This is a genomic window from Pseudomonas sp. LBUM1649, from assembly GCF_059716155.1.
Genome location: NZ_CP166807.1, coordinates 6,553,066 through 6,568,145 on the forward strand (window position 1 = coordinate 6,553,066; position 15,080 = coordinate 6,568,145).

At 59.3% G+C, this 15,080-nt stretch carries 14 protein-coding genes and 2 pseudogenes; 11 read left to right on the plus strand and 5 right to left on the minus strand.

Annotation, left to right across the window (positions count from 1 at the left end):
• Positions 1-169: 169 nt before the first annotated feature.
• A pseudogene (gene radC / locus ACA058_RS30450) lies at positions 170-706 on the minus strand (RadC family protein); the annotation flags it as partial.
• A 135-nt stretch (positions 707-841) separates the two neighbouring features.
• Between radC and coaBC the strand changes: the two are divergent.
• The 4 genes and pseudogenes from coaBC to argB all read left to right on the plus strand — a co-directional run bounded on the left by coaBC (position 842) and on the right by argB (position 5,103).
• Positions 842-2,050 carry a bifunctional phosphopantothenoylcysteine decarboxylase/phosphopantothenate--cysteine ligase CoaBC gene (gene coaBC / locus ACA058_RS30455; RefSeq protein WP_008054605.1) on the plus strand — a complete coding sequence of 403 codons (1,209 nt, stop codon included), beginning with the start codon at positions 842-844 and terminating at the stop codon, positions 2,048-2,050.
• Between the two features lie 5 nt (positions 2,051-2,055).
• Entirely contained in the window at positions 2,056-2,511 is a 456-nt protein-coding gene (dut, locus tag ACA058_RS30460; protein WP_497637207.1) for a dUTP diphosphatase, read from the plus strand.
• A gap of 265 nt (positions 2,512-2,776) precedes the next feature.
• A pseudogene (locus ACA058_RS30465) lies at positions 2,777-4,180 on the plus strand (phosphomannomutase/phosphoglucomutase); the annotation flags it as partial.
• A 17-nt stretch (positions 4,181-4,197) separates the two neighbouring features.
• Complete coding sequence (gene argB / locus ACA058_RS30470; RefSeq protein ID WP_008047078.1) at positions 4,198-5,103, plus strand: acetylglutamate kinase; 906 nt, start codon at positions 4,198-4,200, stop codon at positions 5,101-5,103.
• Positions 5,104-5,270: 167 nt separating this feature from the next.
• Here argB and pyrE read toward each other — a convergent pair whose 3' ends face one another.
• Entirely contained in the window at positions 5,271-5,915 is a 645-nt protein-coding gene (gene pyrE / locus ACA058_RS30475) for an orotate phosphoribosyltransferase (protein ID WP_497637208.1), read from the minus strand.
• 82 nt (positions 5,916-5,997) lie between these two features.
• On the opposite strand from pyrE, the gene crc reads away from it, so the two are divergent.
• Complete coding sequence (gene crc, locus ACA058_RS30480) at positions 5,998-6,777, plus strand: catabolite repression control protein Crc (protein ID WP_008062840.1); 780 nt, start codon at positions 5,998-6,000, stop codon at positions 6,775-6,777.
• Between the two features lie 74 nt (positions 6,778-6,851).
• Here the strand turns inward: crc and gltS are convergent, their stop codons facing one another.
• The 3 genes from gltS to rph all read right to left on the minus strand — a co-directional run bounded on the left by gltS (position 6,852) and on the right by rph (position 9,470).
• On the minus strand, positions 6,852-8,057 hold the full coding sequence (gltS, locus tag ACA058_RS30485) for a sodium/glutamate symporter (RefSeq protein WP_497637209.1): 1,206 nt from the start codon (positions 8,055-8,057) through the stop codon (positions 6,852-6,854).
• Between the two features lie 293 nt (positions 8,058-8,350).
• Entirely contained in the window at positions 8,351-8,719 is a 369-nt protein-coding gene (locus ACA058_RS30490; protein ID WP_497637210.1) for a DUF4870 domain-containing protein, read from the minus strand.
• 28 nt (positions 8,720-8,747) lie between these two features.
• On the minus strand, positions 8,748-9,470 hold the full coding sequence (rph, locus tag ACA058_RS30495) for a ribonuclease PH (RefSeq protein ID WP_497637211.1): 723 nt from the start codon (positions 9,468-9,470) through the stop codon (positions 8,748-8,750).
• Positions 9,471-9,737: 267 nt separating this feature from the next.
• Here rph and ACA058_RS30500 point away from each other — a divergent pair, with 267 nt between their 5' ends.
• The 6 genes from ACA058_RS30500 (at position 9,738) to ACA058_RS30525 (ending at position 15,053) form a co-directional block, all read left to right on the plus strand.
• Complete coding sequence (locus ACA058_RS30500; RefSeq protein ID WP_497637212.1) at positions 9,738-10,601, plus strand: YicC/YloC family endoribonuclease; 864 nt, start codon at positions 9,738-9,740, stop codon at positions 10,599-10,601.
• Between the two features lie 12 nt (positions 10,602-10,613).
• Positions 10,614-11,234 carry a guanylate kinase gene (gmk, locus tag ACA058_RS30505; RefSeq protein WP_008062825.1) on the plus strand — a complete coding sequence of 207 codons (621 nt, stop codon included), beginning with the start codon at positions 10,614-10,616 and terminating at the stop codon, positions 11,232-11,234.
• A gap of 167 nt (positions 11,235-11,401) precedes the next feature.
• Complete coding sequence (rpoZ, locus tag ACA058_RS30510) at positions 11,402-11,665, plus strand: DNA-directed RNA polymerase subunit omega (RefSeq protein WP_007921129.1); 264 nt, start codon at positions 11,402-11,404, stop codon at positions 11,663-11,665.
• Between the two features lie 57 nt (positions 11,666-11,722).
• Positions 11,723-13,828: a bifunctional GTP diphosphokinase/guanosine-3',5'-bis pyrophosphate 3'-pyrophosphohydrolase gene (gene spoT, locus ACA058_RS30515; protein WP_497637213.1), complete on the plus strand. Its 2,106-nt coding sequence runs from the start codon at positions 11,723-11,725 to the stop codon at positions 13,826-13,828.
• A gap of 36 nt (positions 13,829-13,864) precedes the next feature.
• A complete protein-coding gene (locus tag ACA058_RS30520; RefSeq protein WP_003229509.1) occupies positions 13,865-14,245 on the plus strand; it encodes a RidA family protein in 381 nt (126 codons plus the stop codon).
• 67 nt (positions 14,246-14,312) lie between these two features.
• Entirely contained in the window at positions 14,313-15,053 is a 741-nt protein-coding gene (locus tag ACA058_RS30525; protein WP_497637214.1) for a hypothetical protein, read from the plus strand.
• Positions 15,054-15,080 lie beyond the last annotated feature (27 nt).

A 15,080-nucleotide genomic window follows, 5' to 3' on the forward strand; every position in this document is an offset into this window, starting at 1 on the left:
GACCAGTCGAAGATGACTTGCGGCAGAGTTATAGAACATTCGACTCGCCAGCGGCCGTCCCTTTGGCGTGGCCGGCAATTGATGAAATGCAACACTTTTACTGTTACATCAGGGCTTTTGGCAGCAAAGACCAAAAGCCTCTAGCGCAGGGGTTTTGGCCAGTTACAACATTTCCGTTGACGACATAACCGCGAAGGATCAATGCCGCAGCATTTTGAGCCAGCGCACGCTTGACCACTTGCCGCGGATGGACGCTGGTGTTGTCGATCGAGCCGCGAAACAGCACCTCAAACGCCAGCACCTGATGCCTGGAGTCGAGAAAAAGGCAGCCGAATACCTCGTGAGGTTCATGGCGCAGCATCGATTTGAGGTATTCACGCACCGCCTGCGGATTTTCCAGCGCCGACTTTGCGCGCGCACGCTCGGCCAAATGGCGCCTGCTCATTTCTTGAGCAGCCTGCAACTGCGCGAATTTTGCCGGCCCGAGCCCCAATTGCTTACTGAACGTTTCCTGATCGGCCTCCAGCAGCAAACGCAGGCTGCCAAACTGATTCAGCAGGTGTCGTGCCAGATCTACGGCACTTTTGCCCACCACGCCGGTGCGTAAAAATATCGCCAGCAACTCGGCGTCCGAAAGACTTCCCGAGCCCTGTTCTAGCAGCCTCTCCCGCGGCCGTTCCGCCGCCGGCCAATCGCGAATACTCATAGCACCTCCCTGTCTGTGGGCGCCGCTGTTCCGTAGCGGTCGCTGTGATATCGTAGCCCATCTTTTTTGCGGGCGATTTCACTCCTGGGGAGGGGGTATCGCAACGCAGTCATCAACGAAATGAAAGGCAGGCCTATGCAGCGGCTGTATCGGAAACGCATTGTTCTGGGCGTCGGCGGCGGTATCGCTGCCTACAAGAGCGCCGACCTGGTTCGCCGCCTGATCGATCAGGGCGCCGAAGTGCGCGTGGTCATGACCCGTGGCGGCGCTGAGTTCATCACTCCGCTGACCATGCAGGCCCTGTCCGGGCATCCGGTCCACCTGGACCTGCTGGACCCGGCGGCCGAAGCCGCGATGGGCCACATCGAACTGGCCAAATGGGCCGATCTGGTGCTGATCGCCCCCGCCACCGCCGATTTGATCGCGCGCCTGGCCCAGGGCATTGCCGATGACCTGCTGACCACGTTGGTGCTGGCCACCGACGCCGTGGTTGCCGTCGCTCCGGCGATGAACCAGGCCATGTGGCGCGACCCGGCCACCCAGGCCAACCTGCAAACCCTCGAAAGCCGTGACATCAAGGCCTTCGGTCCGGCCTCGGGCAGCCAGGCCTGCGGCGACGTCGGCCTGGGGCGCATGCTCGAAGCCACGGAGCTGGCTCAATGCGCGGCAGACTGCTTCCAGCGTCAGGCACTGACCGGCAAGCACGTGCTGATCACCGCCGGCCCGACTCAGGAAAACATCGACCCGGTGCGCTACATCACCAACCACAGCTCCGGAAAAATGGGCTTTGCCCTGGCCGAAGCGGCGGTTGAAGCCGGCGCCCGCGTAACCCTGATCACGGGCCCAGTGCATCTGCCGACCCCGGACCGTGTCACGCGCATTGACGTAGTCAGCGCCCGCGACATGCTCGCCGCGTGCGAAGCCGCGATTCCTTGCGACCTGTTTATCGCCTCAGCAGCGGTCGCGGACTACCGCCCGGAAGTCGTCGCACCTCAGAAACTCAAGAAAGATCCTACGAACGGCGACGGCTTGTTGCTACAAATGGTGCGCAACCCGGACATCCTGGCCAGCATCGCCACACGCCCCGACCGTCCGTTCAGTGTCGGTTTCGCCGCCGAAACCGAACACCTGCTCGACTACGCTGCCCGCAAGCTGAAAGACAAGAACCTCGATTTGATCGTCGCCAACGACGTCGCCAACCCGAGCATTGGCTTCAATAGCGAAGAAAACGCCTGCAGCGTGATCGACCGTGAACTTCACGCCACACTCTTCGCCCAGACCAGCAAGAGCAAGATTGCTCGCCAGCTGATCACTTTTATCGCCGAACGTCTGAACCAGGTTTAATTTACATGCACGCTTTGCAAGCCAAGATCCTCGACCCCCGCATCGGTACCGAATTCCCGCTGCCGCAGTACGCCACGCCAGGCTCCGCCGGCCTCGACCTGCGCGCCATGCTGGAGCAGGACATCGTGATCAAGCCGGGTGAAACGATACTGATCCCCACCGGCCTGTCGATCTACATCGGCGACCCGAACCTGGCGGCGCTGATCCTGCCGCGCTCCGGCCTGGGCCATAAGCACGGCATCGTCCTGGGTAACCTGGTCGGGCTGATCGACTCCGACTACCAGGGACCGCTGATGGTCTCGTGCTGGAACCGTGGCCAGACCGACTTCACCATGGCCGTCGGCGAACGCCTGGCGCAACTGGTGCTGGTACCAGTGGTGCAGGCGCATTTCGAGATGGTTGAAGAGTTCGTCGAAACCCAGCGTGGTACCGGCGGCTTCGGTCATTCCGGCAGCCACTGATACCTGATCTACCTCCTGTAGGAGCTGCCGCAGGCTGCGATCTTTTGACTTTAAAGATCAAAATCAAAAGATCGCAGCCTGCGGCAGCTCCTACGGGGGAAACGCCTGAAATCAAGGGATTGACCGGCCCAAAAGCCGCTCGCGTTGCTGGCATGGCCTTTTCGCACCACGAACTCTGCGCGAAAAACGCCGTCATACCTTTCAGTTTGAACCTGCCGACGAGTCATTCGCCGGCCAGTCCAGCCACTTTCAAGATGGAGCATTTCCCCAGATGAGCACCCCAGTCCGCGTTGCCCCCAAGTTCCCCGACAGTATTTTCCGCGCCTATGACATACGCGGCACCGTCCCGGAATTTCTCAACGCCGAAACGGCTTACTGGCTCGGTCGCGCCATCGGTGCCCAGAGTCTGGCCCAGGATGAACCTAACGTTTCCGTTGGTCGTGACGGTCGCCTGTCCGGTCCGGAGCTGGTTGAACAGCTGATTCAAGGCCTGGCCGACAGCGGTTGCCACGTCAGCGACGTCGGCCTGGTGCCAACCCCGGCGCTGTACTACGCCGCCAACATACTGGCCGGCAAGTCCGGCGTAATGCTCACCGGCAGCCACAACCCATCGAATTACAACGGTTTCAAGATTGTCATTGCCGGCGACACCCTGGCCAATGAACAGATCCAGGCCCTCCATGACCGCCTCAAGACCAACGACCTGAGCAGCGGCAAGGGCAGCATCACCCGGGTCGAGATCCTCGACCGCTACACTTCCGAAATCGTCCAGGACATCAAACTGGCCCGTCGCCTGAAAGTCGTGGTGGACTGCGGCAACGGCGCGGCCGGCGTGATCGCCCCGCAATTGATCGAAGCGTTGAACTGCGAAGTCATCCCGCTGTTCTGTGAAGTCGATGGCAACTTCCCCAACCATCACCCGGACCCGGGCAAGCCTGAAAACCTCGTCGACCTGATCGCCAAGGTCAAGGAAACCAACGCCGATATCGGCCTGGCTTTCGACGGCGACGGCGACCGCGTCGGTGTGGTGACCAACACCGGCAGCATCGTCTTTCCGGACCGCCTGCTGATGCTGTTCGCCCGCGACGTGGTGGCGCGCAACCCGAATGCGGAAATCATCTTCGACGTCAAATGCACCCGACGCTTGATCCCCCTGATCAAGGAATACGGTGGTCGTCCGCTCATGTGGAAAACCGGTCATTCGTTGATCAAGAAGAAAATGAAACAATCCGGCGCCCTGTTGGCCGGCGAAATGAGCGGGCACATCTTCTTCAAGGAGCGCTGGTTCGGTTTCGACGACGGCATTTACAGCGCCGCGCGGTTGCTGGAAATCCTCAGCAAAGAAAAATCCACCGCCGAAGAGTTGTTCGCGACCTTCCCGAACGATATTTCTACGCCGGAAATCAATATCCATGTGACCGAAGAGAGCAAATTCAGCATCATTGATGCATTGCACGACGCGAAGTGGGGTGAAGGCGCCGACCTGACCCCCATTGACGGCGTGCGAGTCGACTATGCCAAAGGCTGGGGCCTGGTTCGCGCCTCCAACACCACACCGGTGCTGGTCCTGCGTTTCGAGGCCGATGACGAGGCTGAATTGCAGCGCATCAAAGACGTTTTCCACGTCCAGTTGAAGCGTGTTGCACCTGATCTCCAACTACCGTTCTGATTCACCCGGAGCCCTGAATGACCCTCGAACGCGAAGCCGCCGCCAACACCGCCAAGGTCCTGTCCGAAGCGCTGCCTTACATTCGCCGCTATGTCGGCAAGACACTGGTGATCAAATACGGCGGCAACGCGATGGAAAGCGAGGAGCTGAAAACCGGCTTCGCCCGCGACATCGTGCTGATGAAGGCCGTGGGTATCAACCCGGTCGTGGTTCACGGCGGCGGCCCGCAAATCGGTGATCTGCTCAAGCGCCTGTCGATCGAGAGCCACTTCGTCGACGGCATGCGCGTTACCGATGCCGCGACCATGGACGTGGTGGAGATGGTCCTCGGTGGCCAGGTCAACAAGGACATCGTCAACCTGATCAACCGTCACGGCGGTAGCGCCATCGGCCTGACCGGCAAAGACGCCGAGCTGATTCGTGCGAAGAAACTCACCGTCACCCGCCAGACGCCGGAGATGACCACCCCGGAAATCATCGATATCGGCCATGTCGGCGAAGTCGTCGGCATCAACACCGATCTGCTGAACCTGCTGGTCAAAGGTGATTTCATCCCTGTGATCGCGCCAATCGGCGTTGGCGCCAATGGCGAGTCGTACAACATCAACGCCGACCTGGTGGCCGGCAAGGTGGCCGAGGCGCTGAAAGCCGAGAAGCTGATGTTGCTGACCAACATTGCGGGCCTGATGGACAAGTCGGGCACGGTCCTGACCGGCTTGACCACCCAGCAGGTCGATGACCTGATCGCCGACGGCACCATCTACGGCGGCATGCTGCCAAAGATCCGTTGCGCACTGGAAGCGGTCCAGGGCGGCGTGGGCAGTTCGCTGATCATTGATGGCCGGGTACCGAATGCGATTCTGCTGGAGATCTTCACCGACACCGGTGTGGGCACCTTGATCAGCAATCGCAAGCGTCCTTAAGCGATAGCGCACACAAAAAGACCCCGTTCGGTCTGACTGAACGGGGTCTTTTTTTGCCCTCGATCCCTGTAGGAGCAAGGCTTGCCCGCGATTGAGGCACCGCGGTGTATCTGATGCACCGCGTTATCGTTCATCGCGGGCAAGCCTTGCTCCTACAGGTCCGCGCACTAAACGCCGAATTGGGCGCGGTAGGCCTCTACGGCCGGCAAATGCTGCTTGAGTTGCGGATCGTCGGCGAGGAATTCCAGCACCTGGTTCAGCGAAACGATACTGATCACCGGAATACCGAAATCACGCTCCACTTCCTGGATCGCTGACAACTCACCGTTGCCACGCTCCTGACGGTTCAGGGCGATCAGCACGCCGGCTGCCTTGGCGCCGTCCTGGGAGGCGATGATCTGCATCACTTCACGGATCGCGGTGCCAGCAGTAATCACGTCGTCGATGATCAGCACATTGCCGGTCAGCGGTGCGCCGACCAGGCTACCGCCTTCACCGTGAGCCTTGGCTTCCTTGCGATTGAAGCACCATGGCAGGTCACGACCGTGATGTTCGGCCAATGCCACTGCAGTGGTCGCTGCCAAAGGGATGCCCTTGTAGGCCGGGCCGAACAGAACATCGAAGGCAATACCGCTTTCGGCAATGGCTGCGGCGTAAAAACGACCCAGCTGCGCCAGGGCCGAACCCGAATTGAACAGGCCCGCATTGAAGAAGTAAGGACTGGTGCGCCCGGACTTCAGCGTGAACTCACCGAAGCGCAAAACGCCGCGATCGATGGCAAAACGAATGAAATCGCGCTGATACGCTTGCATGAAAAAAACCCCAAATACCACGGATTTAGCTAATTAGGTTGACGCCGTGTATCATACACGCACGCGATTTTTGGGGCCATTTATGCGGATCATCAGTGTGAACGTCAATGGTATTCAGGCTGCAGTCGAGCGAGGTTTGCTCAGTTGGCTGCAGGCACAGAATGCCGACGTCATCTGCCTGCAGGACACCCGTGCCTCCGCCTTTGAACTGGACGATCCAGCCTTCCAACTGGATGGATACTTCCTTTATGCCTGCGACGCCGAAGTTCCCGCCCAAGGCGGCGTGGCTTTGTACTCGCGGTTGCAACCGAAGGCTGTCATCAGCGGTCTCGGTTTCGAGACGGCCGACCGCTACGGGCGCTACCTGCAAGCAGATTTCGACAAAGTCAGTATTGCAACTTTGCTGCTTCCTTCCGGAATGAACGGCGATGAGGACTTGAACCAGAAGTTCAAGCTCATGGACGACTTCGCCAAGTACCTGGACAAGCAGCGGCGCAAACGCCGCGAGTACATTTATTGTGGCTCGCTGTACGTCGCGCAACAGAAGCTGGACATCAAGAACTGGCGTGACAGCCAGCAATCCCCGGGCTTCCTGGCGCCTGAACGCGCCTGGATGGACGAGATTGTCGGCAACATGGGTTACGTCGATGCCCTGCGCGAAGTCAGCCGTGAAGGCGACCAGTACAGCTGGTGGCCGGATAACGAACAGGCCGAAATGCTCAACCTCGGCTGGCGCTTCGATTACCAGATCCTGACCCCGGGCCTGCGCCGCTTCGTACGCAGTGCGCGCCTGCCACGTCAGCCACGTTTCTCGCAACACGCGCCGCTGATCGTGGACTACGACTGGACGCTCACGATCTAAGCCTTGCTGATTAAAGAAAATGCCCGTATCGCAAGATACGGGCATTTTTCTTATGGCATTACGTAGCCTGAACTTCAAACAGCGGCGAACAACGGCAACGCAAGGTACATCTTAATTACAATCACATTAATGATGTCGATGAAGAAAGCCCCCACCATCGGCACCACCAGGAACGCTATCTGAGACGGTCCGTAGCGCTGTGTCACCGCCTGCATGTTAGCGATGGCAGTTGGCGTGGCACCCAGTCCAAAACCGCAGTGCCCTGCCGCCAGTACTGCCGCATCGTAGTTACTGCCCATGACCCTGAACGTCACGAATATCGCAAACAGTGCCATGACTAACGTTTGCACAGCCAGGATAATGAAGAACGGCAAAGCCAGTGCAGCCAGGTCCCACAGTTTGAGCGACATCAGTGCGATCGCCAGAAACAGCGACAAGCTGACATTCCCCAACACCGAGACTTCACGCTCAAATACCTGATACAAGCCAAGCGCTGAAAGCCCGTTGCGTAAAAGTACGCCCACGAACAACACGCAAACGAACGTCGGCAATTCAAACGCGGTTTCGTGAAGCAAACTATTGAGCAGGGAGCCTGCCAGCAAGCTGACCGAAATCAGCGCGAGTGTCTCGATAAACGAAAATGGCGTGATCGAACGCTCCTTGTTCGGTTGCTCGAAGCCCTTTGGCAGCCGTGGCTTTTCTTGATCACAGCCAGGTACCTGAACCCTGTTGATTAGCAGGCGAGCGACAGGGCCACCAATCAAACCGCCCAGCACCAAGCCAAACGTCGCAGAGGCCATTGCAAGTTCAGAGGCAGACGCCAGTCCGAACTTCTCACTGAACGTCGCTCCCCACGCAGCGCCTGTACCGTGACCGCCCGCCAGGGTAATCGAGCCCGTCAGCAAGCCCATCAAAGGATCGAGCCCCAACGTCGTCGCGAGTCCGATGCCCATGGCATTCTGGACCACCAGGAGTCCGGTGACCGCCAGCAGGAAAATCCCCACTACCCGCCCGCCTTTCTTCAGACTGGCAAAGTCTGCGCTTAAACCAATGGTGGCAAAAAACGCCAACATCAACGGAGTTTGCAGTGAGGTATCAAATCGAACTTGAATATCAAGGCTTCGCAAGGCCAAAAGAACCAGGGCAACAACCAGACCACCCGCTACAGGTTCCGGAATATTATAAGTGCGTAAAAAACCGACACGCGCAACAAGACCTCGCCCCAGTAACAGTACTAAAGAGGCGGCGACAAGTGTTCCATAAAAATCGAGCTGAATCATTCAGGGTATTCTTGGGTAAACATTCATGGGCGAACTTTTTACCTGGACACGCCTCAAGAACAGGTTGATTGCTCTCAACACTGATTGGTTTTAGATTCAGGGACCCTCAATGGTCTGAATGTATCGAAATATTTCTTAGTAAATATTACGTGGCGCAACTTTATCAATCGCCAAGTCTCATTGCCAAGCATATAGCCCGAACGGAACCATTGCAGTTTGTGACTAAAGTGAATTCAAAAAAATACCCCGGCATGTCGGGGCATTTACTTTAAAGCGAGCCTTCTTTGCCTGGCTTACTTGATCAATCGCCACGTGAAAGGATACCGATAAGGCACCCCTTCATTGGCTTTCACACCACCAATGATCGTCAACACCAACGCCCCGATCGCCACCAGGCCAAACAGGAAAAACCCGATAATCACCAGCATCAGCAGCAAGCAAATGGCAGAAGCAATGGCGACGGTGATCTGAAAGTTCAGCGCCTCCTTGCCCTGCGCGTCGATGAAGGGGTCCATCTCGCGCTTCATTTGCCACAGAACCAGCGGGCCGATCAGCGAGCCGAACGGAATCCAGATCCCAAGCAAGGCGGACAAGTGACAAAACATTGCCCACTGCCGAACCTCTTTGCTCGGCACGGGAAGCAACTGCTGCTCGTCACTCATGACGTCCTCCTTGTCTGTGGCATTCCGATCAGTCAGCCAGTGCAGCCTTCTGCAGATCGAAAATTTCGTTCATGCCTTGTTTCGCCAGTTCCAGCATGGCGTTTAGCTCTTCAGGCTGGAACGGCGCGCCTTCGGCAGTACCCTGGACTTCGATGAAGCCGCCAGTGCTGGTCATCACCACGTTCAGGTCGGTCTCGGCAGCCGAGTCTTCCAGGTAGTCGAGGTCGAGCACAGGCTCGCCTTGATACATGCCCACCGACACCGCACCGATCATTTGCTTGAGCGGGTCGCCGCCTTTCAGGCCGCCGCGCTTCTTGATCACTTTCAAGGCATCGACCAGGGCAACCATGGCGCCGGTGATGGATGCGGTGCGCGTACCACCGTCAGCCTGGATCACGTCGCAGTCAACGTAAAGGGTGACGTCGCCCAGCTTGGTCATGTCCAGCGCAGCGCGCAGGGAACGGCCAATCAGGCGCTGGATTTCCAGGGTACGGCCGCCTTGTTTGCCGCGGCTGGCTTCACGCTGGTTACGCTCGCCGGTAGCGCGCGGCAGCATGCCGTACTCGGCCGTCAACCAGCCCTGGCCCTGGCCCTTGAGGAACCGCGGCACGCCGTTTTCGACGCTGACGGTGCAGATGACCTTGGTGTCACCGAACTCGACCAGTACGGATCCCTCGGCGTGTTTGGTGTAGTTGCGGGTAATGCGGATCGAGCGGAGCTGATCGGCAGCGCGACCACTTGGACGTTTCATAAGGGATACCTGTACGGGGACGGAAAACTGCGGAGCATTATAGAGCCGCCAGCCACGACTGGGCACTTCTAAAAAAATCCTCGGACGAGCGAAGGCTCTGCACAGCCCGCTGCCGACGACCTGCAGGCCTTTGTCACACCGTGTGTTTGGGCGCATCCACGCCACTGCGCTACAATCCTGCGCCTTTGTTGCCAGTCGGCTTAAATTCATTGATATCGGATGGCCGGAACGTCAGTTGCGCGCCGATCTGCATTGCGAGGTACCTCCATGGTGCACAGCATGACCGCCTTCGCCCGCGTCGAGAAAGCCGGGGTCCAGGGCACCCTGAGCTGGGAACTGCGCTCGGTCAACAGCCGCTACCTCGAGCCCCACCTGCGCCTGCCGGAGTCCTTTCGCGACCTTGAAGGCGCTGTGCGTGAAGCCCTGCGCCAGGGCGTATCGCGGGGCAAGCTCGAATGCACCCTGCGCTTCACCGAAGAAAACACCGGCAAACCGCTGCAAGTGGACCAGGAACGCGCGGCGCAACTGGTCGCAGCCGCCGAGACGATCGCCAGCCTGATCAAGAATCCGGCGGCACTGAACCCGCTCGAAGTCCTGGCGTGGCCAGGCGTACTGGTGGGCGATGCGACCGACCCGCAAGCGCTGAACGCCGAGGCGCTGGCGCTGTTCAACCAGGGCCTCAAAGAGCTCAAGGCCGGCCGCGAGCGCGAAGGCGCGGAGTTGGCGCGGCTGATCAACGATCGCCTGACGTCCATCGAAGAAGACGTGGTGACCCTGCGCGAGCTCGTTCCGCAGATGCTCGCCACCCAGCGCCAGAAAGTGCTCGACCGCTTCGCCGACATGAAGGCCGAGATGGACCCGCAGCGCCTGGAGCAGGAAATGGTCATGCTCGCGCAAAAAAGCGACGTCGCCGAAGAACTGGATCGCCTGAGCACTCACATCATCGAAGTTCGCCGGGTGCTCAAGTCCGGCGGTGCCGCCGGGCGGCGCCTGGACTTCCTGATGCAGGAGCTCAACCGCGAAGCCAACACACTGGGCTCCAAAGCCTTCGACCCGCGCAGCACCCAGGCTGCGGTCAACCTCAAGGTGTTGATCGAGCAGATGCGCGAACAAGTGCAGAATATTGAGTAAGGCAAACCCCACATGACCCACAGCACCGGCACTCTCTACATCATTTCCGCGCCTTCGGGCGCCGGCAAGACCAGCCTGGTCAAGGCCTTGATCGACGCCCAGCCGCAGATCCAGGTTTCCGTTTCCCACACTACCCGCGCCATGCGTCCGGGCGAAGTGGACGGCGTGAACTACAACTTCGTCTCGCGCGAAGAGTTCGTGAAGATGATCGAGCACGGCGATTTCCTTGAGCGCGCCGAGGTGTTCGGCAATCTCTACGGCACCTCGCAGAGCCACTTGCAGCAGACCCTGGACGAAGGCCACGACCTGATCCTGGAAATCGACTGGCAGGGCGCCGAGCAGGTGCGCAAACTGATGCCCCAGGCGCGCTCGATCTTCATCCTGCCGCCGAGCCAGGAGGCCCTGCGCCAGCGCCTGGATAACCGCGGCCAGGATAGCAACGAGATCATCGAAGGCCGCATGCGCGAAGCCGTCAGCGAAATGAGCCACTACGTCGACTACGACTACCTGATTATCAACGACGATTTCGCCCACGCGCTGGACGACCTGAAGGCGATTTTCCGCGCTAATCAGCTGCAACAGAAACGCCAGCAGCAACGTTTTGGCAAATTGCTGGCTGAACTGCTCGGCTAAAGAGCTCTTCCCAAAACAGCTGCAAGGGCTTTACATTGGCACTTGTAGCGCGTTGAAGGGCTTGGTCAAAAAATCAGCGCTTCCCTAATCGCTGGTGATTTTTTAAACTGTTGAGTCCGCTCGCCCATCCGGGCAGCGCGCATATTGCATTTGCTACGAGGAAGACCATGGCCCGCGTAACCGTTGAAGACTGCCTAGAACACGTGGATAACCGCTTTGAGCTGGTCATGCTCTCTACCAAGCGTGCCCGTCAACTGGCCACCGGCGGCAAAGAGCCGAAAGTAGCATGGGAAAACGACAAGCCTACCGTCGTCGCCCTGCGTGAAATCGCTGAAGGCCTGATCGACTACGCAGCTATCGCCGAAGCCGAAATCGTTGAAGATGAACCGCTTTTCGCTGCATTCGAGGACGAGTCCAACGAGGCCGTCTAAGCCTATGCCTGGTCGACGTAGCACGGCGCGGGAACACAGCTTTCGGCAGGAGTCATCATGCCGAGCATAGACGCCCTCGCCGATCGCTTATCGACCTACCTCGGCAAAGACCAGGTCAACCTGGTCCGCCGAGCGTATTTCTACGCCGAACAAGCCCACGACGGCCAACGCCGCCGCAGCGGCGAGGCGTACGTCACGCACCCACTCGCGGTGGCGAATATTCTTGCCGACATGCACATGGACCATCAGAGCCTGATGGCGGCCATGCTGCATGACGTGATCGAAGACACCGGCATTGCCAAGGAAGCGTTGCAAGCGCAATTTGGCGAAACCGTGGCCGAACTGGTCGACGGGGTCAGCAAACTGACCCAGATGAACTTCGAGACCAAGGCCGAAGCCCAGGCTGAAAACTTCCAGAAAATGGCCATGGCCATGGCCCGCGACATTCGCGTGATCCTGGTCAAGCTGGCCGACCGCCTGCACAACATGCGGACACTGGAAGTGCTGTCCGGCGAAAAACGCCGGCGCATCGCCAAGGAAACCCTGGAAATCTATGCACCCATCGCCAACCGGCTGGGCATGCACGCCATCCGCATAGAATTCGAAGACCTTGGCTTCAAGGCCATGCACCCGATGCGTTCCGCGCGGATATACCAGGCGGTCAAGCGCGCCCGGGGCAACCGCAAGGAAATCGTCAACAAGATTGAAGAATCCCTCAGCCATTGCCTGGCGATTGATGAAATCCAGGGCGAGGTCAGCGGTCGCCAGAAACACCTCTACGGCATCTACAAGAAGATGCGCGGCAAGCGTCGAGCCTTCAACGAGATCATGGACGTCTACGCGTTCCGGATCATCGTCGACAAGGTCGATACCTGCTACCGCGTTCTAGGCGCTGTACATAATTTGTACAAACCGTTGCCGGGGCGCTTCAAGGATTACATCGCGATCCCCAAGGCAAACGGCTATCAGTCGCTGCACACCACGCTGTTCGGCATGCACGGTGTTCCGATCGAGATCCAGATCCGTACCCGGGAAATGGAAGAGATGGCCAACAACGGCATCGCCGCCCATTGGCTGTACAAATCCAGCGGCGACGAGCAGCCAAAAGGCACGCACGCCCGCGCCCGCCAGTGGGTCAAAGGCGTGCTGGAAATGCAGCAACGGGCCGGCAACTCGCTGGAATTCATCGAAAGCGTGAAGATCGACCTGTTCCCGGACGAGGTCTACGTGTTCACGCCCAAAGGCCGGATCATGGAGCTGCCCAAGGGTTCCACGGCGGTCGACTTCGCCTACGCGGTGCACACCGACGTCGGCAACAGCTGCATTGCCTGCCGGATCAACCGTCGCCTCGCGCCGCTGTCCGAACCGCTGCAAAGCGGCTCCACGGTCGAGATCGTCAGCGCTCCGGGCGCACGGCCGAACCCGGCGTGGCTCAACTTCGTGGTCACCGGCAAGGCGCGCACCCACATTCGCCATGCGCTGAAACTGCAGCGCCGTTCCGAGTCCATCAGCCTGGGCGAACGCCTGCTGAACAAGGTGCTCAACGGTTTCGACAGTTCGCTGGAAAAAATCCCGGCAGAGCGCGTGAAAGCGATGCTCGCCGAGTACCGCCTCGAAGTGATCGAAGACTTGCTTGAAGACATCGGCCTGGGCAATCGCATGGCCTATGTGGTGGCTCGCCGCCTGCTGGGCGAAGGTGAGCAGTTGCCAAGTCCGGAAGGTCCGCTGGCGATTCGCGGCACCGAAGGCCTGGTTCTCAGCTATGCCAAGTGCTGCACGCCGATCCCGGGCGACCCGATTGTCGGCCACCTGTCCGCGGGCAAGGGCATGGTCGTGCACCTGGACAACTGCCGCAACATCAGCGAAATCCGCCACAACCCGGAAAAATGCATCCAGCTCTCGTGGGCCAAGGATGTCACCGGCGAATTCAACGTCGAACTGCGCGTCGAGCTGGAACACCAGCGCGGCCTGATCGCCCTGCTGGCCAGCAGCGTCAACGCGGCCGACGGCAATATCGAAAAAATCAGCATGGATGAACGCGATGGTCGCATCAGCGTGGTCCAACTGGTGGTCAGCGTACACGACCGTGTGCACCTGGCCCGCGTGATCAAGAAACTGCGCGCCCTGACCGGCGTGATTCGCATCACCCGCATGCGCGCGTAGCTCGCCAACGTAGCCACCTCTTACAAGGAGTCATCAATGACCAAGACTGTTATCACCAGCGACAAGGCCCCGGCCGCCATCGGTACTTACTCCCAGGCGATCAAGGCTGGCAACACCGTCTACATGTCGGGCCAGATTCCCCTGGACCCAAAAACCATGGAACTGGTCGAAGGCTTCGAAGCCCAGACCGTCCAGGTGTTCGAGAACCTCAAGGCCGTGGCTGAAGCCGCCGGTGGTTCGTTCAAGGACATCGTCAAGCTGAACATCTTCCTCACCGACCTGAGCCATTTCGCCAAGGTCAACGAGATCATGGGCAAGTACTTCGACCAGCCTTACCCAGCCCGCGCCGCCATCGGCGTAGCGGCCCTGCCAAAGGGTTCGCAGGTTGAAATGGATGCCATCCTGGTCATCGAGTAACGCGTCTGGCGCAGCCCATGGCTGCGCCGACTGCTCTGCAGTAAAGAAAGTCTGAAAGGATTCCACCATGCGCAAAGCGCTTGTTCTCTCGCTGCTCGCCCTGCTTTTGAGCGGATGTGCCAGCGACCCTGCCGACCGTGACATCAGCGGCACCTGGATCAACCAGGCGGCGATCGATGCTGCAGCCAAAGGCAGCCCCCTGCGTGAAGCCCTCCAGGCCTACGGCCCGAACCTGGAGTGGGACGTCAACACCAAGGCCAGTCAGGCCCGCTACACCAATGGTTTTGAAAATGTCGAAGGCACGTTGCTGGGCGAACAGTCCGGCGCCTGGAAAGTCGACTTTTATGGCAGCTCTGCCAGCGAGCTCAAGCGTGACGGCAAGCAACTGAGCCAGGCCGCCAGCGACAACGAACCCGAGCAGGTCTTCGACCGGGCGCTGATTCAGGTTCCGGATGGCGCACCGATGGGTGCCAGTTTCGAACGCGCGCTGTACTCGGCGTATATGGGCGGTAGCTGGAAGGTCGTCAGCGGCCCCGGCGAAGGCAATAGCGTGCAGTTCCAGGCCGACGGCCAGGTCATCGGACTGCCGGAAGCCGATCGCTATGCCCTGTGCCTGGCAGGTGACTGTGCGTCGATGAGCGGTGGCAACGACAACATGTGGTTGCAACTCAACGGACAGGGAAACCCCTGGATCTTTGCGCGCAAAGGCAAGGAACTGGAAATTTTCCAGGCTGTGAATACTGCCCAGGCAGACGAAATGCCCCAGTACACACCGGGCAATCGCAAGTGGTTGCTGGAAAAGCAGTAAGCAACACAGAGTCACTGTAGGAGCGAG

What these genes read in the sequence shown, in the direction of transcription:
- coaBC (WP_008054605.1), top strand. Translation starts at nt 842, where the DNA reads ATGCAGCGGCTGTATCGGAAACGCATTGTTCTGGGCGTCGGCGGCGGT.
- dut (WP_497637207.1), top strand. Translation starts at nt 2,056, where the DNA reads ATGCACGCTTTGCAAGCCAAGATCCTCGACCCCCGCATCGGTACCGAA.
- argB (WP_008047078.1), top strand. Translation starts at nt 4,198, where the DNA reads ATGACCCTCGAACGCGAAGCCGCCGCCAACACCGCCAAGGTCCTGTCC.
- pyrE (WP_497637208.1), bottom strand. Translation starts at nt 5,915, where the DNA reads ATGCAAGCGTATCAGCGCGATTTCATTCGTTTTGCCATCGATCGCGGC.
- crc (WP_008062840.1), top strand. Translation starts at nt 5,998, where the DNA reads ATGCGGATCATCAGTGTGAACGTCAATGGTATTCAGGCTGCAGTCGAG.
- gltS (WP_497637209.1), bottom strand. Translation starts at nt 8,057, where the DNA reads ATGATTCAGCTCGATTTTTATGGAACACTTGTCGCCGCCTCTTTAGTA.
- ACA058_RS30490 (WP_497637210.1), bottom strand. Translation starts at nt 8,719, where the DNA reads ATGAGTGACGAGCAGCAGTTGCTTCCCGTGCCGAGCAAAGAGGTTCGG.
- rph (WP_497637211.1), bottom strand. Translation starts at nt 9,470, where the DNA reads ATGAAACGTCCAAGTGGTCGCGCTGCCGATCAGCTCCGCTCGATCCGC.
- ACA058_RS30500 (WP_497637212.1), top strand. Translation starts at nt 9,738, where the DNA reads ATGGTGCACAGCATGACCGCCTTCGCCCGCGTCGAGAAAGCCGGGGTC.
- gmk (WP_008062825.1), top strand. Translation starts at nt 10,614, where the DNA reads ATGACCCACAGCACCGGCACTCTCTACATCATTTCCGCGCCTTCGGGC.
- rpoZ (WP_007921129.1), top strand. Translation starts at nt 11,402, where the DNA reads ATGGCCCGCGTAACCGTTGAAGACTGCCTAGAACACGTGGATAACCGC.
- spoT (WP_497637213.1), top strand. Translation starts at nt 11,723, where the DNA reads ATGCCGAGCATAGACGCCCTCGCCGATCGCTTATCGACCTACCTCGGC.
- ACA058_RS30520 (WP_003229509.1), top strand. Translation starts at nt 13,865, where the DNA reads ATGACCAAGACTGTTATCACCAGCGACAAGGCCCCGGCCGCCATCGGT.
- ACA058_RS30525 (WP_497637214.1), top strand. Translation starts at nt 14,313, where the DNA reads ATGCGCAAAGCGCTTGTTCTCTCGCTGCTCGCCCTGCTTTTGAGCGGA.